General features: G+C 73.8%; 21 protein-coding genes and 1 pseudogene. 12 read left to right on the forward strand and 10 right to left on the reverse strand.

The genetic code is table 11. The features are described 5' to 3' along the window. Positions 1-280: pseudogene (locus VE546_RS03375) on the forward strand (DNA recombination/repair protein RecA); the annotation flags it as partial. Positions 281-283: 3 nt separating this feature from the next. Continuing rightward, a complete protein-coding gene (recX, locus tag VE546_RS03380) occupies positions 284-814 on the forward strand; it encodes a recombination regulator RecX (protein ID WP_414720386.1) in 531 nt (176 codons plus the stop codon). A gap of 737 nt (positions 815-1,551) precedes the next feature. Here recX and VE546_RS03385 read toward each other — a convergent pair. From VE546_RS03385 to VE546_RS03405, 5 genes are all read right to left on the reverse strand, one after another. Continuing rightward, positions 1,552-3,111 (reverse strand): FAD-dependent monooxygenase, encoded by a 1,560-nt coding sequence (locus tag VE546_RS03385; protein WP_324918036.1) that lies wholly within the window; start codon positions 3,109-3,111, stop codon positions 1,552-1,554. 204 nt (positions 3,112-3,315) lie between these two features. Next, the gene (locus VE546_RS03390) at positions 3,316-4,224 is read right to left on the reverse strand and encodes an amino acid ABC transporter permease (protein ID WP_324918039.1); all 909 of its coding nucleotides are present in this window, start codon (positions 4,222-4,224) and stop codon (positions 3,316-3,318) included. Next, positions 4,221-4,898: an amino acid ABC transporter permease gene (locus VE546_RS03395; RefSeq protein ID WP_324918042.1), complete on the reverse strand. Its 678-nt coding sequence runs from the start codon at positions 4,896-4,898 to the stop codon at positions 4,221-4,223. Before VE546_RS03395 ends, VE546_RS03390 begins: the two co-directional genes overlap by 4 nt. Before the next feature lie 96 nt (positions 4,899-4,994). Then, complete coding sequence (locus tag VE546_RS03400) at positions 4,995-5,825, reverse strand: glutamate ABC transporter substrate-binding protein (RefSeq protein ID WP_324918045.1); 831 nt, start codon at positions 5,823-5,825, stop codon at positions 4,995-4,997. 50 nt (positions 5,826-5,875) lie between these two features. After that, complete coding sequence (locus VE546_RS03405) at positions 5,876-6,652, reverse strand: amino acid ABC transporter ATP-binding protein (RefSeq protein ID WP_324918048.1); 777 nt, start codon at positions 6,650-6,652, stop codon at positions 5,876-5,878. A 261-nt stretch (positions 6,653-6,913) separates the two neighbouring features. On the opposite strand from VE546_RS03405, the gene VE546_RS03410 reads away from it, so the two are divergent. Beyond that, the gene (locus tag VE546_RS03410; RefSeq protein WP_324918051.1) at positions 6,914-7,630 is read left to right on the forward strand and encodes a response regulator transcription factor; all 717 of its coding nucleotides are present in this window, start codon (positions 6,914-6,916) and stop codon (positions 7,628-7,630) included. 20 nt (positions 7,631-7,650) lie between these two features. Then, positions 7,651-9,078 carry a HAMP domain-containing sensor histidine kinase gene (locus tag VE546_RS03415; RefSeq protein ID WP_324918053.1) on the forward strand — a complete coding sequence of 476 codons (1,428 nt, stop codon included), beginning with the start codon at positions 7,651-7,653 and terminating at the stop codon, positions 9,076-9,078. Here VE546_RS03415 and VE546_RS03420 read toward each other — a convergent pair. Together VE546_RS03420 and VE546_RS03425 are read right to left on the reverse strand one after the other, a co-directional pair. Continuing rightward, positions 9,044-12,109: an alpha-mannosidase gene (locus VE546_RS03420; RefSeq protein WP_324918056.1), complete on the reverse strand. Its 3,066-nt coding sequence runs from the start codon at positions 12,107-12,109 to the stop codon at positions 9,044-9,046. The genes VE546_RS03415 and VE546_RS03420 overlap by 35 nt on opposite strands. 106 nt (positions 12,110-12,215) lie before the next feature. Continuing rightward, positions 12,216-13,214, reverse strand: a complete 999-nt coding sequence (locus tag VE546_RS03425) for a TAXI family TRAP transporter solute-binding subunit (protein ID WP_324918059.1) — start codon at positions 13,212-13,214, stop codon at positions 12,216-12,218. Positions 13,215-13,332: 118 nt separating this feature from the next. Between VE546_RS03425 and miaB the strand changes: the two genes are divergently transcribed. Together miaB and VE546_RS03435 are read left to right on the forward strand one after the other, a co-directional pair. Beyond that, positions 13,333-14,832: a tRNA (N6-isopentenyl adenosine(37)-C2)-methylthiotransferase MiaB gene (gene miaB, locus VE546_RS03430; protein ID WP_324918062.1), complete on the forward strand. Its 1,500-nt coding sequence runs from the start codon at positions 13,333-13,335 to the stop codon at positions 14,830-14,832. A 75-nt stretch (positions 14,833-14,907) separates the two neighbouring features. Further along, positions 14,908-15,615, forward strand: coding sequence for a class III extradiol dioxygenase subunit B-like domain-containing protein (locus VE546_RS03435; RefSeq protein WP_324918066.1), 708 nt, complete (start codon positions 14,908-14,910; stop codon positions 15,613-15,615). Between the two features lie 128 nt (positions 15,616-15,743). Here the strand turns inward: VE546_RS03435 and VE546_RS03440 are convergent, their stop codons facing one another. Further along, positions 15,744-15,947, reverse strand: a complete 204-nt coding sequence (locus VE546_RS03440) for an antitoxin (protein ID WP_324918069.1) — start codon at positions 15,945-15,947, stop codon at positions 15,744-15,746. 88 nt (positions 15,948-16,035) lie between these two features. Beyond that, the gene (locus tag VE546_RS03445; protein ID WP_324918072.1) at positions 16,036-16,386 is read right to left on the reverse strand and encodes a hypothetical protein; all 351 of its coding nucleotides are present in this window, start codon (positions 16,384-16,386) and stop codon (positions 16,036-16,038) included. Positions 16,387-16,570: 184 nt separating this feature from the next. On the opposite strand from VE546_RS03445, the gene miaA reads away from it, so the two are divergent. The 6 genes from miaA to panD all read left to right on the forward strand — a co-directional run bounded on the left by miaA (position 16,571) and on the right by panD (position 23,350). Next, positions 16,571-17,509 (forward strand): tRNA (adenosine(37)-N6)-dimethylallyltransferase MiaA, encoded by a 939-nt coding sequence (gene miaA / locus VE546_RS03450; RefSeq protein WP_324918075.1) that lies wholly within the window; start codon positions 16,571-16,573, stop codon positions 17,507-17,509. A 108-nt stretch (positions 17,510-17,617) separates the two neighbouring features. Next, positions 17,618-18,091: a hypothetical protein gene (locus VE546_RS03455; RefSeq protein ID WP_324918092.1), complete on the forward strand. Its 474-nt coding sequence runs from the start codon at positions 17,618-17,620 to the stop codon at positions 18,089-18,091. A gap of 20 nt (positions 18,092-18,111) precedes the next feature. Continuing rightward, positions 18,112-19,023, forward strand: coding sequence for a diaminopimelate epimerase (gene dapF / locus VE546_RS03460; protein WP_414720387.1), 912 nt, complete (start codon positions 18,112-18,114; stop codon positions 19,021-19,023). 83 nt (positions 19,024-19,106) lie between these two features. After that, positions 19,107-21,179, forward strand: coding sequence for a RelA/SpoT family protein (locus tag VE546_RS03465; protein ID WP_324918081.1), 2,073 nt, complete (start codon positions 19,107-19,109; stop codon positions 21,177-21,179). 181 nt (positions 21,180-21,360) lie between these two features. Continuing rightward, a complete protein-coding gene (hflX, locus tag VE546_RS03470; RefSeq protein ID WP_324918085.1) occupies positions 21,361-22,860 on the forward strand; it encodes a GTPase HflX in 1,500 nt (499 codons plus the stop codon). A gap of 73 nt (positions 22,861-22,933) precedes the next feature. Continuing rightward, positions 22,934-23,350, forward strand: a complete 417-nt coding sequence (gene panD / locus VE546_RS03475) for an aspartate 1-decarboxylase (protein ID WP_324918088.1) — start codon at positions 22,934-22,936, stop codon at positions 23,348-23,350. 101 nt (positions 23,351-23,451) lie between these two features. On the opposite strand, the gene VE546_RS03480 is transcribed toward panD, so the two are convergent. Next, positions 23,452-24,062, reverse strand: a 611-nt coding sequence (locus tag VE546_RS03480) for a trypsin-like serine peptidase (protein ID WP_414720388.1), incomplete at its 5' end; no start/stop codon positions are given.

The raw sequence follows: 24,062 nt of genomic DNA on the forward strand, positions 1-24,062 counted from the left end.
CATCCGCAAGTCCGGCGCCTGGTACACCTATGAGGGCGACCAGTTGGGGCAGGGCAAGGAGAACGCCCGCACCTTCCTGCGGGACAACCCCGACCTGGCCAACGAGATCGAGAAGAAGATCAAGGAGAAGCTGGGCATCGGCCCGAAGACGCAGGCGCCCGAGAGCGAGCCGGGCACGGACGCCGCCGGTCCGGCCGCGGCGCCGGCCGCCGCGACGAAGGCGGTCCCCGCGACGGCGAGCCGGGCCAAGGCCGTCAAGAGCACCGCGGCCAAGAGCTGAGCCGTGGCAGGACGCCAGGAGGAACTCCCGCCCGATCCGGAGGAGCGGGCGCGGGCGGTCTGCCTGCGCCTGCTCACCGGGACGCCGCGCACCCGCAGCCAGCTCGCGGACGCGCTGCGCAAGCGGGGGATCCCCGACGACGTGGCCGAGGCGGTGCTGTCCCGCTTCGAGGACGCCGGACTGATCGACGACGCGGCGTTCGCCGACGCCTGGGTGGAGTCCCGGCACCACGGCCGGGGGTTGGCCCGCCGGGCCCTCGCCCGGGAGCTGCGGACCAGGGGAGTGGACCCGGCCCTGGTGGACCACGCGGTCGGACAGCTCGACCCGCAACGGGAGGAACAGACCGCCCGCGCCCTGGTGGAGCGCAAACTGCGCACCACCAGGGGGCTCGACCGGGACAAGCGACTGCGCCGTCTCGCCGGCATGCTCGCCCGCAAGGGGTACTCCGAGGGACTCGCCCTGAAGGTGGTCCGGGAGGCCCTGGAGGCGGAGGGGGAGGACGTGGAGGACTACCCCCTGCACGGCATGGACTGACCACGGCACGGGCCGGGCGCGCCGCCGGACCGGACGGAGCCGCGCCGGAAGAGCGGCGGATGGCGGGGCGGAGCCGACCCGACTCCCACGCTTCCGGGTGCCTCCACCGGCCGCGGGAGCCCGGGCCGGGAGCCCGGAAAAGCGGCCCCGAGAGCCAGAGTTCCTGTCTCCCCGGAGGGCTTTCCCCGGCCGTCACTTCCCACCGCTCCCGCCCGCCCCTCGACCGCTTCCGGGGACCGCGCACGGTGTGGGGCCTGGTGCGGAGGCGGCGGTGGGCGACTGGTCCGTCTGCCGTCGGCCGTGGCCTTGAGGTCCTCATGGCGCTGCGCGGCGCCGAGCGCCCGGTCGTACGGATGTACCGCGCGACGGCTCACCGGTACGGGCGGTGCGGCCCGCCGGGAGGGGAACCGACCGCGTACCCCGGACCCCGGGCCCCCGCGCGTCGCCGCGGCATGCCCCCGACCGCGGTTCTCGCCTCCGTGGCCTTCGCTCGCGGCCCCGCTCCTGTCCCTGTTCGCCGCCTGCTCGGGCCACCTCTGCTCTCCGCGCCCCGGCGCGATCGGCGCCCTCGGCCGCCCACCCCCTCACCGCCGACCACCGCGCCGGCCACCGCTTCGACGGCTCCCGGGCGGGCCGACGCTCGCCGGGGCCCGCCCAGGCTCACTTCCCGGTCGCGTCCGGTCTGTGGCTCGTGGTGCTCCCCCTGGTCAGCGTCCCTCCCCGCCTCCGGAGCCGGATCACCCGGCGGATGCCGTGACGTCGGCGTCCCGGCCGCCCGCGCAGCGCACCGCCTCGGCGCAGGCGCGCAGTTCGTCCGAGCGGGCTCCCGGCAGCGCGGCCACCAGATGCCCGTCCGGGCGTATGACCAGGACGGTGTGGGCGGCGGCGTCCGGATAGCTCTCGGTCACCAGCAGCTCGGCGGGCAGCGGCAGCCGCCCCACCACGGCGGCCAGCTCCGGCATCAGGCCGGCCGAGAGCCAGTGGCGGCTGTCCCACACATGGGTGCCCGGTGCGACCAGCAGGACCAGCAGACCGTGTCCCAGCCGCTCCCACAGCCGTCCCCGCGATCCGTCCAGGGCCGTCACCGGCACGTCCGGCACGGGCGACCCCGGTTCGGTCCCGACCGGGACGGCACTGGGCACCACGGCATCCTCCGGCGCCAGCGGCGAGTCCTCGTAGCGGGGCGGCGCGCCCAGCAGCCCGCGCCCCAGGTGCCCGTCCGTCAGCAGGTCCAGATGCCCGCGGGAGGCGCCGGGCAGCAGGGTGCGCAGCCCGCCGCCCCCGCGCACCAGCGGCAGCGCCTGGTCGACCGCGCGCAGCCGGGCCCCGACCGAGCCCCGGCGCTCGGCCTCGTAGCTGTCGAGCAGGCTCTCCGGCGCCCGGCGGTGCCAGCACAGCGCCAGTTTCCAGGCCAGGTTGGCGGCGTCCCGCAGCCCCTCCTCGACCGGCCGGGTGCCCAGTGCCCCCAGCAGGTGTGCCGCGTCCCCGGCCAGGAAGGCGCGCCCCGCGCGCCAGTGCCGGGCCAGCCGCTGGTGCGCCGTGTGGACGCCGGTGTCCAGCAGTTCGTACGGCGGCACCTGGCCGCACCAGGCGGAGAGCGTCCGCCGTATCCGGGCGACCAGCTCCTCCGGGGTGACCAGGTCGCCGCGCGGCGGCAGCAGCCAGTCCAGCCGCCACACCCCGTTCGGCAGCGGGCGCGCCACCACCTCGCCGTCCCCGCCCGGGACGTCGCGGTGGAGCAGTGCTTCGCCGTCCCAGGGCAGTTCCACGCGGAGCGCCGCCACCGCGTGCCGCTCCACGGAGGTGCGCCCGGGGAAGCGGATCCGGAGCAGCTTGCGCACCGTGGAGCGGGCGCCGTCGCAGCCCACCAGGTAACTGCCGCGCCACCAGGTGCCGTCCGGGCCGCGGGTGTGCGCCGAGACGCCCCGCGCGTCCTGCTCCAGCCGGTCCAGGCGGGCCCCGGTGACGATCCGGGCCAGCGGCTCCCGGGTCAGCGCTGCCCGCAGGCTCCGCTCCAGCGCGTACTGCTGCAGGTGCACCGGCGAGTCGGCCGGGTCCAGCTCCACCCGCCGCATCTCCTGCCGCCGCCGTTCGGTGCGCCACGCCGCCCACCGGGCGCCGCCCAGCGCCGCGGTGTACGCCGCGGTGTCGGGCCGCAGGACGCAGGTGCGCGCCGCCCGCGGTTCGACCTCGCCGTCGCCCGCGTCGAGCACCACCGACGGGACCTGGTGGCGGGCGAGCGCCAGGGACAGCGCGAGTCCGACCGGTCCCGCGCCGACGATGATCACCGGGTCCACGACGGACGGACCTCGCAGTTCTCACGGTCCTTGGAAGAGGGGGGAGTTGAAGTCAGTGGAACCCGGTGCACGATCACACAACGTATGCAACCCACTGCCTGTGCCCCCGGTCAAGCGACGGGGGCACAGGCAGCGGGCGGGGACGACGGACAGCGGGACGCAGTGGCCGGCGGGAGCGGGGGGAGCGTCCCGGCGCCGTCCGCCCTACTTCTTCACGTGGGGCTCGACGTGGGGCTCCTCGAACTCCAGGTCGGTGGTCGTCCCGGCGTGGAGCACGGCGCCGGTCGACCTCTTGCCGCGCCGGATCCGGCCCTCCAGCCAGCTCGCGAAGGTGGTGAGCAGGAAGTTCAGCGCGATGAAGAGCAGCGCGACCACCGTGAAGGCGGCGATGGTGTTGGCGCCGTAGTTGGCGGTGATCTCGCGGACCTGGCCCAGCAGTTCGGAGAAGCCGAGCAGCGCGCCGCCCAGGGCCGTGTCCTTGACGATCACCACGAGCTGGCTGACGAGCGCCGGAAGCATCGCCGTGACCGCCTGCGGCAGCAGCACGTAGGCCATGATCTGGCCCTTGCGCATGCCGATGGCCTTGGCCGCGTCGGTCTGGCCGGAGGGCAGGGAGAGGATGCCCGCCCGGACGATCTCGGCGATGACCGAGGCGTTGTAGAGCACCAGGCCGGTCACCACGGCGTACAGCGGGCGCACATCGGGCTCGATGTCGGCGAACTGCGCGTACGCCGCGTTGGCGAAGACCATCATCAGCAGCACCGGGATGGCGCGGAAGAACTCCACCACGACCCCGGCCGGGCGGCTGACCCACCAGTGGTCCGACAGGCGGGCCACGCCGAGCAGCGCGCCCAGCGGGAGCGCGATGCCGATGGACAGCGCAGCCGCCTTGAGGGTGTTCAGCAGGCCGGGCAGCAGGTACGTCGTCCACACCCGGCTGTCGGTGACGAAGGGGCTCCACTTCTCCCCGACGAGCTGGTCCTTGCTCGCCATGGTGTCCAGGACCCACCACAGGGTGAGCCCGAGGAGGACGAGGAAGACCACCGAGTAGACCACGTTGCGCACCTTGGCGCGCGGGCCCGGCACGTCGTAGAGAACGGACAGGTCGCTCATCGCTTCACCGCCACGCGCTTGCTCACCCAGCCCAGCAGCATGCCGGTCGGGAGGGTCAGGACAACGAACCCGAAGGCGAACACCGCGAAGACCAGGAAGATGGCGTCACTCTCGATCTCCACCATCTCCTTCATCAGCAGCGCGGCCTCCGACACCCCGATGGCCGCCGCCACCGTCGTGTTCTTGGTCAGGGCGATCAGGACGTTCGCCAGCGGCGTCACGACCGACCGGAACGCCTGGGGGAGGACGATGAGGGTCAGCACCTGGAAGAAGCCCAGCCCCAGGGCGCGCGCCGCCTCCGCCTGGCCGACGGGCACCGTGTTGATGCCGGACCGCAGCGACTCGCAGACGAAGGTGGCGTGGTAGGCGACCAGGGCGAGCACGGCCAGCCGGAAGCCGATCTCCTCGAAGTCGTTGCCGCCGCCCAGCGTGATGCCCAGCGTCTGGAACAGGCCGAGGGAGGCCGCCACGATGATGACCGTCAGCGGGGTGTTCCGCACGACGTTGACGTAGACGGTGCCGAAGGCGCGCATCAGCGGCACCGGGCTGACCCGCATGCCGGCCAGGACCGTTCCCCAGACCAGGGAGCCGATGGCGGAGTAGACGGTGAGCTGCACCGTCACCCAGAAGGCTCCGAGCACGTCGTACTGCCCGGATTCAAGAAAGTCGAACACGTTCTCCCGCGCTCTCGCCTCGTCGGATGGCGTCTCGTCGGATGGCGTCGGAGGGTGCGGTGCGCCGCCCGTGCGGGCGGCGCACCGCGGACGCCGTCAGCCCTTCTCGGTGATCTCGGGGGCGGGCTCGTACTGGTAGTTGGCCGGGCCGAAGTGCTTCTTCGCGGCCTTCTCCCAGGAGCCGTCCTCGACCATCTTCTTGAGCGCGTCGTTGATCTGCTGCTGCAGCTTGGTGTCGCCCTTCTTCAGGCCGATGCCGTACGGCTCGTCGCTGAGGCTGAGGCCGGCGAGCTTGAACTTGCCCCGGTGCTGCTCCTGCGCGGCGTAGCCGGCCAGGATCGAGTCGTCGGTGGTCAGGGCGTCGACGGACTTGTTCTCCAGGCCGGTCAGGCACTCCGAGTAGCCGCCGTACTGCATGAGGTTGGCCTTCGGCGCGAAGTCCTTCTTGACGTTCTGCGCCGAGGTGGAGCCGGTGACCGAGCAGAGCTTGAGGTCGCTGGTGTTCAGGTCCTTCTCGGTCCTGACGGAGTTGTCGTCGGCCCGGACCAGCAGGTCCTGGTGCGCCAGGAAGTACGGGCCGGCGAAGCTGACCCGCTGCTTGCGCTCGTCGGTGATCGAGTAGGTGCCGACGATGAACTTCACGTCACCGTTGGCGATCATGTTCTCGCGCTCGGCGCTGGGCGCTTCCTTCCAGACGATGTCCTTCTCGTCGTAGCCCAGCTCCTTGGCGACGTACTTGGCCACGTCCACGTCGAAGCCGGTGTACTCCCCGTTCGGGGTCTTCAGGCCCAGGCCCGGCTGGTCGAACTTGATGCCGACGTTGATCTTGCCGTCGCCCGAGCCGCTGTCGCCGCCACCGCAGGCCGTGGCGGTCAGGGAGAGGACGACGGCGGTGGCGGCCGCGAGGCCGGCCTTGCGGAGAATCATGGTGAACATCCCTGGGGTCGTGTTGTGCTGAGGGGCCCGCCGAGCCGGGCTCAGTGGTGGAGGATCTTCGACAGGAAGTCCTTGGCGCGGTCGCTGCGCGGATTGCTGAAGAACTGGTCGGGAGTGGCCTCCTCGACGATCCGCCCGTCGGCCATGAAGACGACCCGGTTCGCGGCGGAGCGGGCGAACCCCATCTCGTGGGTGACGACGACCATCGTCATGCCGCCCTGCGCCAGTTGCTGCATGACCTCCAGGACCTCGTTGATCATCTCGGGGTCGAGCGCGGAGGTCGGCTCGTCGAAGAGCATCACCTTCGGGTCCATCGCCAGCGCACGGGCGATGGCCACGCGCTGCTGCTGACCGCCGGAGAGCTGGGCGGGGTACTTGTCGGCCTGGTTGGCCACACCGACCCGGTCGAGAAGGGAACGGGCCTTCTCCTCCGCCTTCTTCTTGTCGATGCGGCGCACCTTGACCTGGCCGAGCATCACGTTCTCCAGCACCGTCTTGTGCGCGAAGAGGTTGAAGGACTGGAAGACCATGCCGACGTCGGCGCGCAGCCGGGCCAGTTCCTTGCCCTCGGCGGGCAGGGGCTTGCCGTCGATGGTGATCGTTCCGGAGTCGATCGTCTCCAGGCGGTTGATGGTGCGGCACAGCGTGGACTTGCCGGACCCCGAGGGTCCGATGACGACGACGACCTCGCCCCGCGCGATGGTCAGGTTGACGTCCTGAAGGACGTGCAGGGCACCGAAGTGCTTGTTGACGTTGTTCAGGACGACCAGGTCCTCTGCCGCCGGCGCGGCGTCCTTGGTCACCGATACGTTGCTCATCGGCGTCATTCGCTCCGTCCTCGTCGGTTGAGGGGACCTTAGTGACCTGCGTCGACCAGCGTCATCACATCTGAGCTGAAATTGAGCATAACGATCCAGCCGCAATCGGACATAGGGTGCGAAGGCGGCGGCGGTCGGCGTATCGGCTGCATAACGTAGGCGTTCGCGCGGATGCCAGCCCCTTGACGCGCCGGTCCCGATCGGCGTGGATGCCCAGACACGAAGGGGAGGCGCGGGGGCGAGAGAAGGGGAAGGAGGCCCATGAGACTGCTGCTCGTCGAGGACGACGACCGCGTGGCCGCGGCGCTGTCCGCCGTACTGACCCGGCACGGGTTCGACGTGGTGCACGCGCGCAGTGGTGAGGAGGCCCTCCAGCGCCTGTTGCCGGACGGCGCGCCGCCCTTCGGCGTGGTGCTGCTCGACCTCGGCCTGCCCGACACCGACGGCTTCGAGGTCTGCGGACGCATCCGCCGCCTCACCAGCGTCCCGGTGATCATGGTGACGGCGCGCGCCGACGTGCGCTCCCGCGTCCACGGCCTCAACCTCGGCGCCGACGACTACGTGGTCAAGCCGTACGACACCGCCGAACTCCTCGCCCGCATCCACGCCGTCAGCCGCCGCACCGCCGCGGTCGCCCCGGACGGCGCCGCCGACCGCGACGAGGCCGTGCGCGAGGGCCCGCGGGAACTGCGCCTGGGGCCGCTGACCATCGAGACCGCCACCCGCCGGGTGGCGGTGAACGGGGAGACGGTCACCCTCACCCGCAAGGAGTTCGACCTGCTGGCGCTGCTCGCCCAGCGTCCCGGCGTCGTCTTCCGTCGCGAGCAGATCATCAGCGAGGTCTGGCGCACCAGTTGGGAGGGCACCGGCCGCACCCTGGAGGTGCACGTCGCCTCGCTGCGCTCCAAGCTGAAGCTGCCGGCGCTCATCGAGACGGTGCGCGGGGTCGGTTACCGGCTCGTCGCCCCCGCCGGCTGAACCGAGGCGGACCGCCCGTCGTGCGTACGCGTCTGCTCGCCATCCTCATCGCGCTGATGGCCGCCGTGCTGCTCGCGCTCGGGTTCCCGCTCGCCGCCAGCCTCGCCGCCGCCGAACAGCAGCGCGTCGTCGTGGACCGCATCGACGACACCGCCCGCTTCGCCTCCCTGGCCCAGTACGTCACCACCCGCCCCCCGGCCCGCAACCCCACCACGGCCGAGGCCCGGCAGCAGAACGAGCGGCTGAACACGCTGAGCGACGAACTCGAGCGCTACCACGACCTGTACGGCATCCGCGTCGGCATCTTCTACCGCGACGGCCGCGCGATGGCCGCGGCCCCGACGCTCTGGCGGGTCCCCGAGGAGGGGGAGGGCGCCGCCGCCTTCGCCGAGGCGCTGGTGGGACGCCGCAGCCACGACCCGGCACAGGTGTGGCCCTGGCAGCGGAGCCGGATAGCGGTCGCCTCGCCGGTCGTCCGCGACGGCGACGTCGTCGCCGTCGTCCTCACCGACTCGCCCACCGGGCCGCTGCGCTCGCGCATCCTGCGGGGCTGGCTGCCGATCGCCGCCGGGGAGGCGGCGGCCATGCTCGTCGCCGTCGCCCTGGCCTTCCGGCTGACCGGCTGGGTGCTCGAACCGGTGCGCGTCCTGGACAAGGCCGCCCACGACATCGCCACCGGACGCCTGGCCTCCCGGGTGGCCGCCTCGGGCGGGCCGCCGGAACTGCAGCGCCTGGCGCGGTCCTTCAACGAGATGGCCGACCACGTCGAGACCGTCCTGGAACAGCAGCGCGCCTTCGTCGCCGACGCCTCCCACCAACTGCGCAACCCGCTCGCGGCGCTGCTGCTGCGCATCGACCTGCTGGCCCTGGAACTCCCCGAGGACAACGAGGAGATCGCCTCGGTGCGGGCCGAGGGCAAGCGCCTGGCCCGGGTGCTCGACGACCTCCTCGACCTCGCGCTGGCCGAACACGCCACTGCCGACCTGCGGCTGACCGACGTCGCCGAGGTCGCCGCCGAACGCGTCGCCGCCTGGCGGCCGGTCGCCGACACCAAGGGCGTGGAGCTGCGCGCGGCCGGGCACGGCGCGGTGACGGGCTGGGCCGATCCGGTCGCGCTGTCCAGCGCCCTGGACGCGGTGGTGGACAACGCGCTGAAGTTCACCCCCGCCGGGGAGTCGGTCACGGTGACCGTCGCCCCCGACGGCGACCGGGTGGCCGTCGAGGTCGCCGACCGGGGGCCCGGTCTCACCGAGGAGGAGCTGAGCCGGGTCGGGGACCGCTTCTGGCGCAGCAGCCGCCACCAGAACGTCTCCGGCTCCGGGCTCGGCCTCTCCATCTGCCGCGCGCTGCTCGCCGCGGGCGGGTCGACGATCGACTTCGCCCACAACGAGCCGCACGGCCTGCGGGTGGTGATCAGCGTGCCGCGGAACGCGCCAGACGCAGGGTGAGGATCTGGAACGGGCGCAGCCGCAGCGCCACCGCGCCGGACTCCACCACCTCGTACGCCCCCCGCTCCGCGGCCCCGTCGAGCGGACGCTCCAGCAGGTCGGTGGCGGTGACGGACGCGACGGGGAAGCCCGCGGTGAGCGTGGCCCGCGCCCGCCCGCCGTGCGCCTCGTACAGCCGCACCACCACGTCGCCGCCGCGGTCCTCGGCCAGCTTCACCGCCTCCACCACCACCTGCTCGCTGTCCACCGTCACCAGCGGCGCCACCGGCGATCCGCCGCCGGTGACGGCCCGCTCGGGCAGGTTGATCCAGTGGCCCTCGCGCACGGCGTCCCCGATCGACGCGCCCGGCACGAGCGCGTAGCGCATCCGGTGCGTGCCCTGGTCGGTCTCCGGGTCCGGGTAGCGGGGCGCGCGCAGCAGGGACAGCCGCACCGTCGTGGTCTGGCCGCCGTCCGCGCGCACGTCCCGGGTGACGTCGTGGCCGTAGGTGGCGTCGTTGACGACGGCCGCGCCCCAGCCCGGTTCGCCGACGTGGATCCAGCGGTGCGCGCAGATCTCGAACTTCGCCGCCTCCCAGGAGGTGTTGGTGTGGGTCGGGCGGAGGACGTGCCCGAACTGGGTCTCGGCCGCCGAGAAGTCCGCCTTCACGTCCAGCGGGAACGCGGCCTTGAGGATCTTCTCGCTCTCGTGCCAGTCCACCTCGGTGTCGATGTCCACCGTCCGGCTCCCCGAGCGCAGGGCGATGCGCTGCACCACGGAGGAGGCGCCGAAGGAGCGCCGCACCGTCACCGACGCCCGGTCCGCGGCCGGCGGGTCGAGCCGCAGCCCGTCGAGGCCGGTCAGGTCCGTGACGTTGTGCCGGTAGAAGGCGTCCACGTCCCAGGCGTCCCACAGGTTGGGCAGGTCCGGGTGGATCTGGAGCAGGTTGGCGGCCGCGCCGGGGGCGACGGCCTCGCGGTCCGCGGTGAGGTCGTACGCCGAGACCACCAGACCGCGCCCGTCGATCTCCACCCGCAGCAGCCCGTTGGCCAGCACGTAGCCGCCGCCCGGCCGCTCCTCGGCGGTCACCGGCTCCCCGGCGCCCCCCGGCCACGGCAGCGCGCCCCCGGCCGGGATGCCGCGCCGGGCGTGCGGGGCGCCGTTGAAGACGACCGTCACGCCGTCCCCGTCGTCTCCGCCGTCCCCGCCGGCCAGCGCGCGCTGCGCGGCGGTGACGATCTCCTCCAGCTCCCGGTGCACCCGCGCGTACGTCTCGCGCGCCTCGCGGTGCACCCAGGCGATCGACGAGCCGGGCAGGATGTCGTGGAACTGGTGCAGCAGCACCGTCTTCCACAGCCGCTCCAGCTCCTCGTACGGATACGCGTACCCCGGCACCCGCACGGCCGCCGTCGCCGCCCACAGCTCGGCCTCGCGCAGCAGCGACTCGCTGCGCCGGTTGCCGCGCTTGGTCTGCGCCTGCGAGGTGTAGGTGCCGCGGTGCAGCTCCAGGTACAGCTCGCCCACCCACACCGGCGCGTGCTCGTACTCGGCCCGGGCCGCCTCGAAGAACGCTGCGGGCGGCTCCACGCTCACCCGCGGCGAGCCCTCCAGGTCGCGCAGCCGCCTCGCCCGCGCCAGCATCTCGCGGGTCGCGCCGCCACCGCCGTCGCCGAAGCCGAAGGGGACCAGCGAGCGGGTGCCGCCGCCCTTCTCCCGGTAGTTGCGGGCGGCGTGCGCCAGTTGCCGGCCGCGGAGGTCGGAGTTGTAGGTGTCCACCGGCGGGAAGTGGGTGAACACGCGGGTGCCGTCGATGCCCTCCCACCAGAAGGTGTGGTGCGGGAAGGCGTTGGTCTGGCTCCAGGAGATCTTCTGCGTCAGGAACCACTCGGCGCCCGCCAGCCTCACGAGCTGCGGCAGCGCGGCCGTGTAGCCGAAGGAGTCCGGCAGCCACACCTCGCGGGTGTCGATGCCGAACTCCTCCAGGAAGAACTTCTTGCCGTACAGGAACTGCCGGGCCATGGCCTCGCCGCCGACCATGTTGGTGTCGGACTCCACCCACATCCCGCCCACCGGCACGAACCGCCCGTCGGCGACCTTCTTCTTCACCCGGGCCCACAACTCGGGGCGGTGCTCCTTGATCCAGGCGAACTGCTGGGCCTGGGACATCGCGAAGACGTACTCGGGGTGGGTGTCCATGAGGTGGACCGTGTTGGCGGCCGTCCGCGCCACCTTGCGCACGGTCTCGCGCAGCGGCCACAGCCAGGCGGAGTCGATGTGCGCGTGGCCGACCGCGCTGATCCGGTGGGCGGAGGCGTGGGCGGGGGAGGACAGCACGCCCTCCAGACGGGCGCGGGCGCGGGCGGCCGTACCGGGGACGTCGGCGAGGTCGAGGGCGTCCAGGGCGCGCTCCAGGGCCCGCAGGATCTCCCACCGCCGCGCCTGGTCCACCGGCAGCTCGCGCATCAGCCCGTCCAGCACCTCCAGGTCGCGGACCAGCTCCCACACCTCGGTGTGGAAGACGGCGAGCTCCATGCGGCGCAGCCGGTACAGCGGCCGGCCGTGGGCGGTCAGCCGGTCGCCCTGGCGGGTGGGGCGCTGGACGTTGAGGACGGGGTTGGCGGCCGCCTCGACGTACAGCTCCACCTCCTCCCCGCCGGCGACCCGCTCGCCGATCCGCACCCAGTCGTTGTGCGGGTGCAGGCCCTTGACCACCTCCCCGTCCGCGCGGTGGACCAGCCCCTCGCACTGGAAACCGGTCATGCCCCTGTCGAAGCCCAGGTCGAGCACGGCCTCGACGGTGTGCCCGGCCCACTCCCGCGGAACCCGCCCGGTCACCTTGAACCAGGTCGTCCCCCACGCCGGCCCCCAGGCGTCGCCGACGGCGGCGGGCCCGTACGGCGCGGCCAGCCCCTCGGCGACCGGCACCGGCTCGCCGGGGGCGTCCCACCGCCCGACGGCCAGGGGGACGGAATCGCCGTGGACGGCGGGGCGGATCCGTTCGCGCAGAACGCGGTCCAGACGGGCTTCTACGATGCTGCGGTCGTCGTGCATGCGGCGGCTCCGATGCTTCGCTTCGCTGACGAGGGACGCTCAGAGGGCATTACCGCCCGGAGCGGGCGGCAACCCTCCCGCGCCCGTGCGCCGCCGCGGCGCGCCGCTACGACTTCACCGACCGGTAGTAGCGCTCGGCGCCCGGGTGCAGTTCGAGCGGATGGGTGTAGATGGCGGTGCGCAGGTCGACCTTCTGCGCGGCGTGCACCTCGCGGCCGATGCGGTCCCGGCTGTTGATCACCGAGCGGGTGATCCCCTCGGTCAGCGCGTCGTCCGTGCCCTCCGTGGTGACCAGCAGGTTCGCCACCGCTATCGTCTCGACCGCCTTGCCGTCCTGGACGGTGGGGTAGGCGTCGGCGGGCATCAGGGCGGCCCGGTAGTAGCGGGTGCGGGGCTCCTGGGCGTGCAGCTCCGGCACCAGGTCGCCGAGCGGGACGAGGCGGATGTCGACGGACTCGGCGAGCTCCTCGATCGCGCCGGTCGGCAGCCCGCCCGACCAGAAGAAGGCGTCCAGCTCGCCGCGGGCCAGCAGGTCCGGCATCCGGCCGATGCCCTCCGGCACCGGGACCACGTCCTTGCGCGGGTCCAGGCCCGCCGCCCGCAGCAGCCGTCCGGCGATCAGGTTGACCCCGGAGCGCTGCTGCCCGAGCCCGACCCGCAGCCCCTTGAGGTCCTTCGCGGAGCGCACCGGCGAGTCGTCCCGGACGACGAGCTGGATGTAGTCGTCGTACAGCCGCGCGCAGGCCCGCAGCCGGTCGGCGCCCGGCCCGCCCGACTCCAGGTAGGACGCCACCGCGTCGGCCGCGGCGATGGTGAACGACGCCCTGCCGGAGACGAGCCGTTCGATGTTGTCCACGGAGCCCTCGCTGGACTGCAGGGTCACCTCGACCTCGGGCAGGTCGCGGGCCAGTTGCTGCTCCAGCAGCTCCCCGTAGCGCTCGTACACCCCGCCCCGCGTGCCCGTGGCGAAGACCACCGACCCGCCGGGCGCCGACCCGCCGCCGGGCGGCAGCCACCACAGCAGCAGCACCAGCGCGGCCGCCGCGGCCGCGGCGGCCGTCAGCAGCCGCCGTGCTCCGGGGCGGCGCGGGGACGGAGGGACCATGCATGCGATCCTGCCAGGCGCCGCGGACGGCGGGGAGGGGCGGGGCCGCTGCCGCGGGCACCCGGGCCGTGGAGGGCTCCGGGTCAACGGCGCCCCGGGAACCGCCTACCCTGGGGGCATGACCGCGCAGGACGCCCTCAACCGAACCTACGAGATCCGCACTTACGGGTGCCAGATGAACGTCCACGACTCCGAGCGGCTGGCGGGCCTGCTGGAGGAGGCGGGCTACGTCCGGGCGCCCGAGGGCGCCGACGCCGCCGACGTGGTCGTCTTCAACACCTGCGCGGTGCGGGAGAACGCCGACAACCGCCTCTACGGCAACCTCGGGCGGCTCGCGCCGAAGAAGGCGGCCCGGCCCGGGATGCAGATCGCCGTCGGCGGCTGCCTGGCGCAGAAGGACCGCGACACCATCGTGGCGAAGGCGCCCTGGGTCGACGTGGTCTTCGGCACCCACAACATCGGCAGGCTGCCGGTGCTGCTGGAGCGCGCCCGCGTGCAGCAGGAGGCGCAGGTGGAGATCGCCGAGTCGCTGGAGGCGTTCCCCTCCACGCTGCCGACCCGGCGCGAGAGCGCGTACGCCGCCTGGGTCTCCATCTCCGTCGGCTGCAACAACACCTGCACCTTCTGCATCGTCCCGGCGCTGCGCGGCAAGGAGAAGGACCGCCGCCCCGGCGACATCCTCGCCGAGATCGAGGCGCTGGTCGCCGAGGGCGTCACCGAGGTCACGCTGCTCGGGCAGAACGTCAACGCCTACGGGTCCGACATCGGCGACCGCGAGGCGTTCTCCAAGCTGCTGCGCGCCTGCGGCCGCATCGAGGGCCTGGAGCGGGTCCGCTTCACCTCGCCGCACCCGCGCGACTTCACCGACGACGTCATCGCCGCCATGGCCGAGACGGAGAACGTGATGCCGCAGCTCCACATGCCGCTGCAGTCCGGCTCGGACCGCGTGCTGCGGGCGATGCGCCGCTCCTACCGGCAGGAGCGCTACCTGGGGATCATCGAGAAGGTCCGGGCCGCGATCCCGGACGCCGCGATCTCCACCGACATCATCGTGGGCTTCCCCGGCGAGACCGAGGAGGACTTCGAGCAGACCCTGCACGTGGTGCGCGAGGCCCGCTTCGCGCAGGCGTTCACCTTCCAGTACTCCAAGCGCCCGGGCACCCCGGCCGCCGAAATGGACGGGCAGGTCCCCAAGGAGGTCGTGCAGGAGCGGTACGAGCGCCTGGTCGCCCTCCAGGAGGAGATCTCCTGGGAGGAGAACAAGAAGCAGGTCGGCCGGACCCTGGAGCTCATGGTCGCCGAGGGCGAGGGCCGCAAGGACGGCGCCACCCGGCGGCTGTCCGGCCGCGCGCCCGACAACCGCCTGGTGCACTTCACCCGGCCCGAGCAGCCGGTCCGCCCGGGCGACATGGTCACCGTCGAGGTCAGCTACGCCGCCCCGCACCACCTCCTGGCCGAGGGCCCGGTGCTGGGAGTGCGCCGTACGCGCGCCGGCGACGCCTGGGAGCGGCGCAACACCGCCCCCGCGCCGGAGCCCAAGGGCGTGATGCTCGGCCTGCCGACCGTCGGCGTCCCCGAGCCGCTGCCCGCCGCGCCGGACGGCTGCCGCACCTGCTGAACCCGCAGGCCGGGCGCCCGCCCGGCCTCCCCGCACCCTCCGACGGTGCGCGGACGCGGCGGTAGGCTGCGCGGCATGCTTGTCGCCGCCGCCGTATGCCCCTGTCCGCCGCTGCTGGTGCCCGAGGTCGCCGGAGGCGCCGCGCACGAGATGGACGACGCCAGGGCCGCCTGCTACGACGCCGTCGCCGTCCTGGCCGCCGCGCGTCCCGACCGGCTCTACGTCGTCGGCACCGCCGACCGGGCCGGCCGGGGCAGGCACCCGCAGGGCGCCGTGGGCTCCTTCCGGCCCTTCGGCGTCGACCTCCAGGTCGCCCTCGGCGCGGGCCGCCCGGCCGACCGTCCGCTGCCGCCGTCCCTGACCGTGGGCGCCTGGCTGCTGGAGCGCACCGGGTGGGGCGCCGCGCCCGTGGAGGGCCTGGGCGTGGGGGAGCCGCTGTCGAAGGAGCGCTGCGCGGCCGCCGGGAGGAAGCTGGCGGCCGGGGCCGACCGCGTGGCCCTGCTCGTGATGGGCGACGGAACCACCTGCCGGACGGTGAAGGCGCCCGGCTACTTCGACGAGCGCGCCGCCGCCTTCGACGCGGCCGCGGCCCGCGCCCTGGACGCCGCCGACACCGACGGCCTGCTGGCCCTGGACGAGGAGCTGGCCTACGAGCTGGGAGCGTCCGGCCGCGCCTGCTGGCAGGTGCTGGCCGGGGCGGCGGAGGGAGCGGGACTGTCCGGGCGGCTGCTGTACGACCGGGCGCCGTACGGCGTCGGGTACCTGGTGGCGAGCTGGTCGTAACCGGGCCGCGGCCGGGACGCCGGGAACCGGGCCGGACCCGCCGGCGCGGCGGCCGCGCGACCCGTACGGGCCGCGCGGCCGCGTCCCGGGACCGTGTCCCGGAGGGGCGGGGCCGCTCAGGAGGCGGCTCAGGAGGTGGAGCCGCCCCTGTCGCCCTTGTCCCGCCGCTCGCGGGCCATCCGGTCCATCGCCTCCCGGGCCTTGCCGGTGCCGGTCCTGATGTGGCGCCGGTGCTTGCCCTTGGTCCGGGCGTCGGCGGCCTCGCCGGCCTTCTCCACACCCCGGCCGAGCTTGTCCCCGTGCTGGCTCATCATGCCCTTGACCCTGTCCATGAAGCCCATGGTGGTCACCCCATTTCTCCGGCGTTTCTCCGGCGTTTCTCCGGCTTCGCGGTGGCCGCCGCCGGCGGTGCCGGCGGGGTTACTGCCGGGCGCCCTCGCCTGCCGGGCCGCCCGGGCTGCCCGCGCCGTCCGCCGTCCTCTCGGTGGACTGCTGCCTGGGGATCCCGGCGTTCGCCGCGGCACCGCCGTCCGCGGCGCCGTCGGCTCCCCCGCCGGCACCGCCCTCCGCCGCGGCCCGGGTCACCTCCTCTCCGGTGTCCCCGGCCCGCCCGGCTTCGCCGGTCTCCCCGTCGGCTTCCGTCCCCTCCGCCCCGGAGGGGGCCGGGTCACCGGCCGGGGCGCCGGCCGGGGGAGCCTCCTCGGCGGGCGCCGCGGACGACTCCTCCTTCGCTGCCTTCGAGCCACGACGGAACCAGGCAAAAACGCCCATATCTACTCCAGACCATACTCGTGCGGGCGAAGTTCCGCGCTCTCCGGAGCGGCCCATGGCGGCGCTCGGGGCCCCACCGGCCCGTGAGTCCGCGAACGGAACCTCGCAACACGCAACGACCCCGGACGTGTGATGTCACGTCACTCGTTCGGAGTCCTCACCGAGTGTTTGCAAGACTTGCACCGTGAGCAGCACACCCCCCACCCCCCGCGTCATCGCCGTGGTCGGCCCCACCGCGGCCGGGAAGTCCGACCTCGGCGTGGCCCTCGCCCGGCACCTGGGCGGCGAGGTCGTCAACGCCGACTCCATGCAGCTCTACCGCGGCATGGACATCGGCACCGCCAAGCTGACCCTGGAGGAGCGCCAGGGCGTCCCGCACCACCTCCTGGACATCTGGGACGTCACGGTCGCCGCCAGCGTCGCCGAGTACCAGCGGCTGGCCCGCGCCGAGATCGACCGCCTGCTCGCCCGGGGGCGCACGCCCGTGCTGGTGGGCGGCTCCGGCCTGTACGTGCGCGCCGCCATCGACGCCCTGGAGTTCCCGGGCACGGACCCGGCCGTGCGCGCCCGGCTGGAGGCCGAGCTGGCCGAGCACGGCTCCGGGGCGCTGCACGCCCGGCTGGCCGCCGTCGACCCCGAGGCCGCCCGCGCGATCCTGCCCGGCAACGGCCGCCGGATCGTCCGCGCCCTGGAGGTCATAGAGATCACCGGCCGCCCCTTCACCGCCAACCTCCCCGGCCCCGAGTCCGTCTACGACACCCTCCAGATCGGGGTCGACGTCGAGCGCCCCGAGCTGGACGAGCGGATCGCCCGCCGGGTGGACCGGATGTGGGAGGCCGGGCTCGTCGAGGAGGTGCGCGAACTGGAGCGCGCCGGGCTGCGCGAGGGCCGCACGGCGTCGCGCGCCCTGGGCTACCAGCAGGTGCTGGCCGCGCTGGCCGGGGAGTGCACCGAGGAGGAGGCGCGCGCCGAGACGGTGCGGGCCACCAAGCGCTTCGCGCGGCGCCAGGACTCCTGGTTCCGCCGCGATCCGCGGGTGCACTGGCTCGACGGGTCCGCCGCCCGCCGCGAGGACCTCCCCGAGCGCGCCCTGGCCCTGCTCGAACGAGCGGTCACAGCCTGATCACGTGATGGCATCGGGACGCCCCGCAGGCCGTGGACAGCGGCCCGGACGTGCCATCATCGACCTTCGAACGAGCCGCAGAGCCGGGAGTTGGGAGGGCACGTGGCAATGGAGGCCGGCCCTCGTAGCAGCGACGAACCGGCCGTCGAGCCGCTTCGGCCCGACGGCCCCGAGGACGACGGTCTGAAGGGCCTGGAGAGCCTGGAGGACGTGGAGGCCCTGGAGGACCCCGTCGCGGGCGGCGGGGAGTCCTACGGCGAGCTCCGTCCGCCCCGGCGGCTGCGCCTGTGGCAGCTCGCCCCGATCGTGGGCCTGAGCACCGCCGGTTCCCTGATGTTCGCCTTCCCGCTCGCCTTCGGCCTCGGCGACGGGGGAGCGGTGGTCGCCATGCTCGGCCTGCTGCTCAGCGGCTGCGCCGCCGGCTGGGGCATGATGGCCGCCCGCCGCGCCGGCCTCACCTGGCCCGGCCTGCCGGCGCGCGGCTCCGGCGAGCGCCCCGACTGGCGCCTGGTCGCCCTGTACGCCGTGGCCGCCGTCACCCTCGTCCTGCTGGCCATCTGGCGCGTCGCCCGGCTCCGCTGACCTCCCGCCGACCGCCTACGATGGGGTCCGTGAGCAGCGCAGCGCCCGTGCGGTTCCTCAAGGGACACGGCACCGAGAACGACTTCGTGATCATCCCCGACCCGGACGGGACGCTGGACCTGCCCGCGCGGACCGTGGCCCGGCTGTGCGACCGGCGCGCCGGGATCGGCGGGGACGGCCTGCTGCGCGTCGTGCGCTCCGCCGCCCACCCCGAGGCGCGGGGGATGGCCGGCGAGGCCGAGTGGTTCATGGACTACCGCAACGCCGACGGCAGCGTCGCCGAGATGTGCGGCAACGGCGTACGGGTCTTCGCGCGCTACCTGGAGCGGGCCGGCCTGGCCGAGGCCGGCGACCTCGCCGTCGCCACCCGGGCGGGCGTGCGCCGGGTGCACCTGGCCAAGGACGGCGACATCACCGTCCACATGGGCACCGCCCGGCTGCCCGACGGGCCCGACCCGTCCGTCACCGTCACCGTCGGCGGGCGCAGCTGGCCGGCCCGCAACGTCAACATGGGCAACCCGCACGCCGTGGCCTTCGTCGACGACCTCGACCACGCTGGCGACCTGCTCGCTCCCCCCGCCGTCACCCCGGCCGACGCCTACCCGGACGGTGTCAACGTCGAGTTCGTCGTGGACCGGGGCCCCCGTCACGTGGCCCTGCGGGTGCACGAGCGCGGCTCCGGCGAGACCCGCTCCTGCGGCACGGGCGCCTGCGCCGTGATGGTCGCCGCCGCCCGCCGCGACGGCGCCGTCCCGGCCGCCGGCGGCACCCCGGTCACGTACACCGTCGACGTGCCCGGCGGACGGCTGGTGATCACCGAGCACGCGGACGGCGGCATCGAGATGACCGGCCCCGCCGTGATCGTCGCCGAGGGCACCGTCGATCCCGACCGGCTCGTGGAGCCCCGGGAGGCCGACCGCTCGAACGGGTGATCCCGGCCACTGCGGGCGAGAGGCGGCGCGCGGACCGTGGCAGGCTCGATAGGATCAAGCCCCCCGGCGCAGTGGGAGGTGCCTTGAGCGCAGTACGGAGCCTTCGCAAGCTCGGTCGTGCGGCCCTCCTGGGGCCGTCGTCCCGCCACGCCCTCCCCGATGCCATCGAGCACGTCGCCAAGGCCCACCGCGCCCATCACCCCGGCGCCGACCTCGACACGCTGCGCCGCGCCTACGTCCTGGCGGAGTCCTCGCACCGGGGCCAGATGCGCAAGAGCGGCGAGCCGTACATCACCCACCCGCTCGCCGTCACCCTGATCCTGGCCGAACTCGGCGCCGAGACCACCACGCTGACCGCCGCGCTGCTCCACGACACCGTCGAGGACACCGACGTCACCCTCGACCAGGTGCGGGAGGAGTTCGGCGAGGAGGTGAGCTACCTCGTCGACGGCGTCACCAAACTGGAGAAGGTGGACTACGGCGCCGCGGCCGAGCCGGAGACCTTCCGCAAGATGCTCGTCGCCACCGGCAACGACGTCCGGGTGATGTCCATCAAGCTCGCCGACCGGCTGCACAACATGCGCACCCTCGGCGTGATGCGGCCCGAGAAACAGGCGCGGATCGCCCGCGTCACCCGCGACGTGCTGATCCCGCTGGCCGAACGGCTCGGGGTGCAGGCGCTCAAGACCGAACTGGAGGACCTGGTCTTCGCCGTCCTCCACCCCGAGGAGTACGCCCGCACCCGGGAGCTGATCCGCGCGCACAACGCCGGCCCCGACCCGCTCGCCGAGATCGCCGAGTCCGTACGGGCCGTGCTGCGCGAGGCCGGCATCGCGGCCGAGGTCCTCATCCGGCCGCGGCACTTCCTCTCCGTCCACCGGGCCCTGGCCAAGCGCGGCGAGCTGGGCCCCTGCGACTTCGGGCGGCTGCTGATCCTGGTCGCCGAGAACGCGGACTGCTACGCGGTCCTGGGCGAGCTGCACACCTGCTTCACGCCGGTGATGTCGGAGTTCAAGGACTTCATCGCGGTCCCCAAGTTCAACCTCTACCAGTCGCTGCACACCGCCTTCGCCGACCCCGAGGGACGGGTCGCCGAGGTCCTGGTCCGCACCCACCGGATGCACCGCGTCGCCGAGGCCGGGGTGATCGCGCTGGGCAACCCCCACCGCTCGGCGGGCCCCTCCGGTGAGGAGGCCGCCGACGGCGGCGAGCGCGTCGACCCCACCCGTCCCGGCTGGCTGGAGCGGCTGCTGGAGTGGCAGAGCCACGCCCCCGACCCGGACACCTTCTGGGCCGAGCTGCGCGACGACCTCGCCCAGGACCGCGAGATCACCGTCTTCTGCACCGACCCGGGCAGCCCCGCCCCGGTCGCCACCCTCCACCTGCCCGCGGGCGCCACCTGCGTGGACGCCGCCTACGCCCGCTACGGCGCCGCCGGGCACTCCCTGATCGGCGCCCGGGTGGACGGACGGCTGACGGCACTGGGCACCGTGCTGCGCGACGGCGACGCGCTGCAACTGCTGATGGCCCCCGAGGGCACCTCCGGCCCCTCCCCCCAGTGGCTGGAGCACGCCCGTACGCCCACCGCGCGCATCGCCATCCGCGCCTGGCTCGACTCCCGCCCCGAGGACGGCGACCGCCCGGAGCCGGAGCCCGGTGCCCCCGCCGGCTCCGCCGCCGCGCCCGCCCGGCCGGCGCGGCCCCGCGAGGAGCCGGCGGCCGTCGCCGACCCGCCCGGCGCGCCCGTACGGCTGGCCCGCTGCTGCACCCCCGTACCACCCGACGCCGTGGTCGGCTTCCCGGTGCGCGGCGGCGCGGTGACCGCGCACCGGGAGAGCTGCCCCGGCGTGGCCCGGATGGCCGCCGCCGGACGCGAGACCGTGCCCGTGCGGTGGCAGTCCTCCGACGCCGGCTGCCGGGTGACGCTGTACGCCGAGTCGCTGAGCCGGCCGCACCTGCTCGCCGACCTCACCGAGGCCATCGCCGCGGAGGGCGCGGCCGTGGTCTCCGCGGAGGTGGAGCCCCCGCGGGAGCACCGGGTGCGGCACACGTACACCCTCCGGCTCCCCGACGCCGGCACGCTGCCGCGGCTGATGCGCGCCATGCGGGACGTGCCCGGCGTCTACGACGTCGTCCGCGCCACCCGCGAGCAGTGACCGGGGCGTCCGGCGAGGCGGTGGGCCCGCGGTCAAACCGGATGACGTCCGGGCCGCGCCGTGCCACCATCGTCGTGGTCGGGCCGCCGCCCGGGCGGGGATACGCACCCGCCCGCCGGGGAATGTTCCGGGCACCGCGCGCGTTGTCCCGATACCTTCACCTCAACGACGTAAGGACACAATGACCTCCTCTTCCTCACTTCCGCAGAACGGCCAGCGCACCGCCGAGTCGTACCGCCGAGCCGACGCCCTGATGGAAGAGGACGTCGCCTGGATCCCCGAGATCGACGGTGAGCGCGACGGCGACCAGTACGACCGCCACGACCGCGCCGCCCTCCGCAGGGTCGCGGGCCTGTCCACCGAGCTCCAGGACGTCACCGAGGTCGAGTACCGGCAGCTCCGCCTGGAACGCGTGGTGCTCGTGGGCGTGTGGACCTCCGGCACGGTGCAGGAGGCCGAGAACTCCCTCGCGGAGCTGGCCGCCCTCGCCGAGACGGCCGGCGCGATCGTCCTCGACGGGGTGATCCAGCGCCGCGACAAGCCCGACCCGGCCACCTACATCGGCTCCGGCAAGGCCCAGGAGCTGCGCGACATCGTGGTGGAGACGGCGGCCGACACCGTCGTGTGCGACGGTGAGCTCAGCCCCGCCCAGTTGATCCACCTGGAGGACGTCGTCAAGGTCAAGGTGGTGGACCGCACCGCCCTGATCCTCGACATCTTCGCCCAGCACGCCAAGTCCCGCGAGGGCAAGGCGCAGGTCTCGCTCGCGCAGATGCAGTACATGCTGCCCAGGCTGCGCGGCTGGGGCCAGTCGCTGTCCCGGCAGATGGGCGGCGGTGGCTCCGGCTCCGCGGGCGGCGGCATGGCCACCCGCGGTCCCGGTGAGACCAAGATCGAGACGGACCGGCGGCGCATCCGCGAGAAGATGGCGAAGATGCGCCGGGAGATCGCGGAGATGAAGACCGGCCGCGAGATCAAGCGGCAGGAGCGGCGCCGCAACAAGGTGCCGTCGGTCGCCATCGCCGGATACACCAACGCCGGGAAGTCGTCCCTGCTCAACCGGCTCACGGGCGCGGGCGTGCTGGTGGAGAACGCGCTGTTCGCCACCCTCGACCCGACCGTGCGCCGCGCCGAGACCCCCAGCGGACGGGCGTTCACCCTGGCCGACACCGTCGGCTTCGTCCGGCACCTCCCGCACCACCTCGTCGAGGCGTTCCGCTCCACGATGGAGGAGGTCGCCGACGCCGACCTGATCCTCCACGTGGTCGACGGCGCGCACCCGGCGCCGGAGGAGCAGTTGGCCGCCGTGCGCGAGGTGATCCGGGACGTCGGCGCGACGGACGTGCCCGAGCTCGTGGTGGTCAACAAGGCGGACGCGGCCGATCCGCTGGCCCTCCAGCGGCTGCTGCGCGCGGAGAAGCGCGCCGTCGCGGTCTCGGCCCGCACCGGTCAGGGCATCGACGAGCTGCTGGAGCTGATCGACCGGGAGCTGCCGCACCCTGGCGTGGAGCTGACGGCCCTGGTGCCCTACACCCGCGGCGACCTGGTCTCCCGGGCCCACACCGAGGGCGAGGTGCTCTCCGAGGAGCACACCGAGAGCGGCACGCTCCTGTCGGTCCGCGTCCACGAGGAACTGGCGGCGGAACTGCGGGCGTACGTCACGGCGGACGCCCGCGGCTGAGCCGTAGCATGGCCCGGACGGCGCGCATCCCGGTCAGGGAGCGCGACCCTTCTCACCGCAAGGAGACGGCACCGTGCTGCGCACCATGTTCAAGTCGAAGATCCACCGGGCCACGGTCACCGAGGCGGATCTCCACTACGTGGGGTCCGTCACGATAGACGCGGAGCTGATGGAGGCCGCGGACCTGCTGCCCGGGGAACTGGTCCACATCGTCGACATCACCAACGGCGCCCGCCTGGAGACGTACGTCATCGAGGGGCGGCGCGGCTCCGGGGTGATCGGGATCAACGGCGCCGCCGCGCATCTCGTCCACCCCGGGGACCTGGTGATCCTCATCAGCTACGCGCAGATGGACGACGCCGAGGCCCGGGCCTTCCGGCCCAGGGTCGTGCACGTCGACGCGGACAACCGCATCGTGGACCTGGGCAGCGACCCGTCCGAGCCGGTACCCGGCAGCGACACCCGGCGCAGCCCGATGGCGTCGGTCTGATCCGCACGGCACAGCGCACCACAGCACAGCACGCGGCGAGGGCCCGCCGCTCCCTTCCGAAGGGAGCGGCGGGCCCTCGGTGTACGGGCGGGAGAGGGGCGTCAGCTCCGGCCGGCGAACTTCTCGCTGATCGCCTCGAACACGCCCTCGGCGCTCGGGCCGAGCAGCGGACCGGCCAGCCAGGAGGCGGGCTGGGAGCCGATGGAGGTGACGGAGACGACCTCCGCCTCGCCGTCCGCGCCCTCGACCAGCCAACTGCCGCCGGAGGAGCCGCCGGTCATGGTGCAGCCGATGCGGTACATCGTCGGCGCCGCCGGGTCGATGGTCAGCCGGGTCGGCCGGTCGGTGCAGGTGTACATCAACGCGCCGTCGTACGGCGGCGCGGCCGGATAGCCGTAGTTGCTCACCCCGGCGATCCGGCTCATCTCCGGCGCGTCGAAGTTGATCCTCAGCGCGGTCCCGACGGTCTCCTCCAGGGACTTGCCGGTGTTCCGCTCCGGCCGGACGTGCAGCACGGCGAAGTCCTCCTGCGCGCCGCCGCCGCCCGTCTCGGTGCCCTGCGAGATCCAGTAGTCGGTGGTCTGCGCCCAGGTGGCCCAGTACACGCCGTACGGCGCGACCTCCTGGTAGGGCGCGCCGTCGAGGTCCGCGGAGGGACGGCCCCCGTCGTTGTACGCGGGCACGAACGCGATGTTGCGGAACCAGCCGCCGT

Origin of the sequence: Streptomyces sp. (genome assembly GCF_035644915.1) — a bacterium.
Lineage (GTDB): Bacteria > Actinomycetota > Actinomycetes > Streptomycetales > Streptomycetaceae > Streptomyces.

Coding starts and splice junctions, on each gene's coding strand:
- VE546_RS03390 (WP_324918039.1), bottom strand. CDS start 4,224: ATGAGCGACCTGTCCGTTCTCTACGACGTGCCGGGCCCGCGCGCCAAG.
- VE546_RS03400 (WP_324918045.1), bottom strand. CDS start 5,825: ATGATTCTCCGCAAGGCCGGCCTCGCGGCCGCCACCGCCGTCGTCCTC.
- VE546_RS03405 (WP_324918048.1), bottom strand. CDS start 6,652: ATGAGCAACGTATCGGTGACCAAGGACGCCGCGCCGGCGGCAGAGGAC.
- VE546_RS03410 (WP_324918051.1), top strand. CDS start 6,914: ATGAGACTGCTGCTCGTCGAGGACGACGACCGCGTGGCCGCGGCGCTG.
- VE546_RS03420 (WP_324918056.1), bottom strand. CDS start 12,109: ATGCACGACGACCGCAGCATCGTAGAAGCCCGTCTGGACCGCGTTCTG.
- VE546_RS03425 (WP_324918059.1), bottom strand. CDS start 13,214: ATGGTCCCTCCGTCCCCGCGCCGCCCCGGAGCACGGCGGCTGCTGACG.
- miaB (WP_324918062.1), top strand. CDS start 13,333: ATGACCGCGCAGGACGCCCTCAACCGAACCTACGAGATCCGCACTTAC.
- VE546_RS03435 (WP_324918066.1), top strand. CDS start 14,908: ATGCTTGTCGCCGCCGCCGTATGCCCCTGTCCGCCGCTGCTGGTGCCC.
- VE546_RS03440 (WP_324918069.1), bottom strand. CDS start 15,947: ATGGACAGGGTCAAGGGCATGATGAGCCAGCACGGGGACAAGCTCGGC.
- VE546_RS03445 (WP_324918072.1), bottom strand. CDS start 16,386: ATGGGCGTTTTTGCCTGGTTCCGTCGTGGCTCGAAGGCAGCGAAGGAG.
- VE546_RS03455 (WP_324918092.1), top strand. CDS start 17,618: ATGGAGGCCGGCCCTCGTAGCAGCGACGAACCGGCCGTCGAGCCGCTT.
- dapF (WP_414720387.1), top strand. CDS start 18,112: ATGGGGTCCGTGAGCAGCGCAGCGCCCGTGCGGTTCCTCAAGGGACAC.
- hflX (WP_324918085.1), top strand. CDS start 21,361: ATGACCTCCTCTTCCTCACTTCCGCAGAACGGCCAGCGCACCGCCGAG.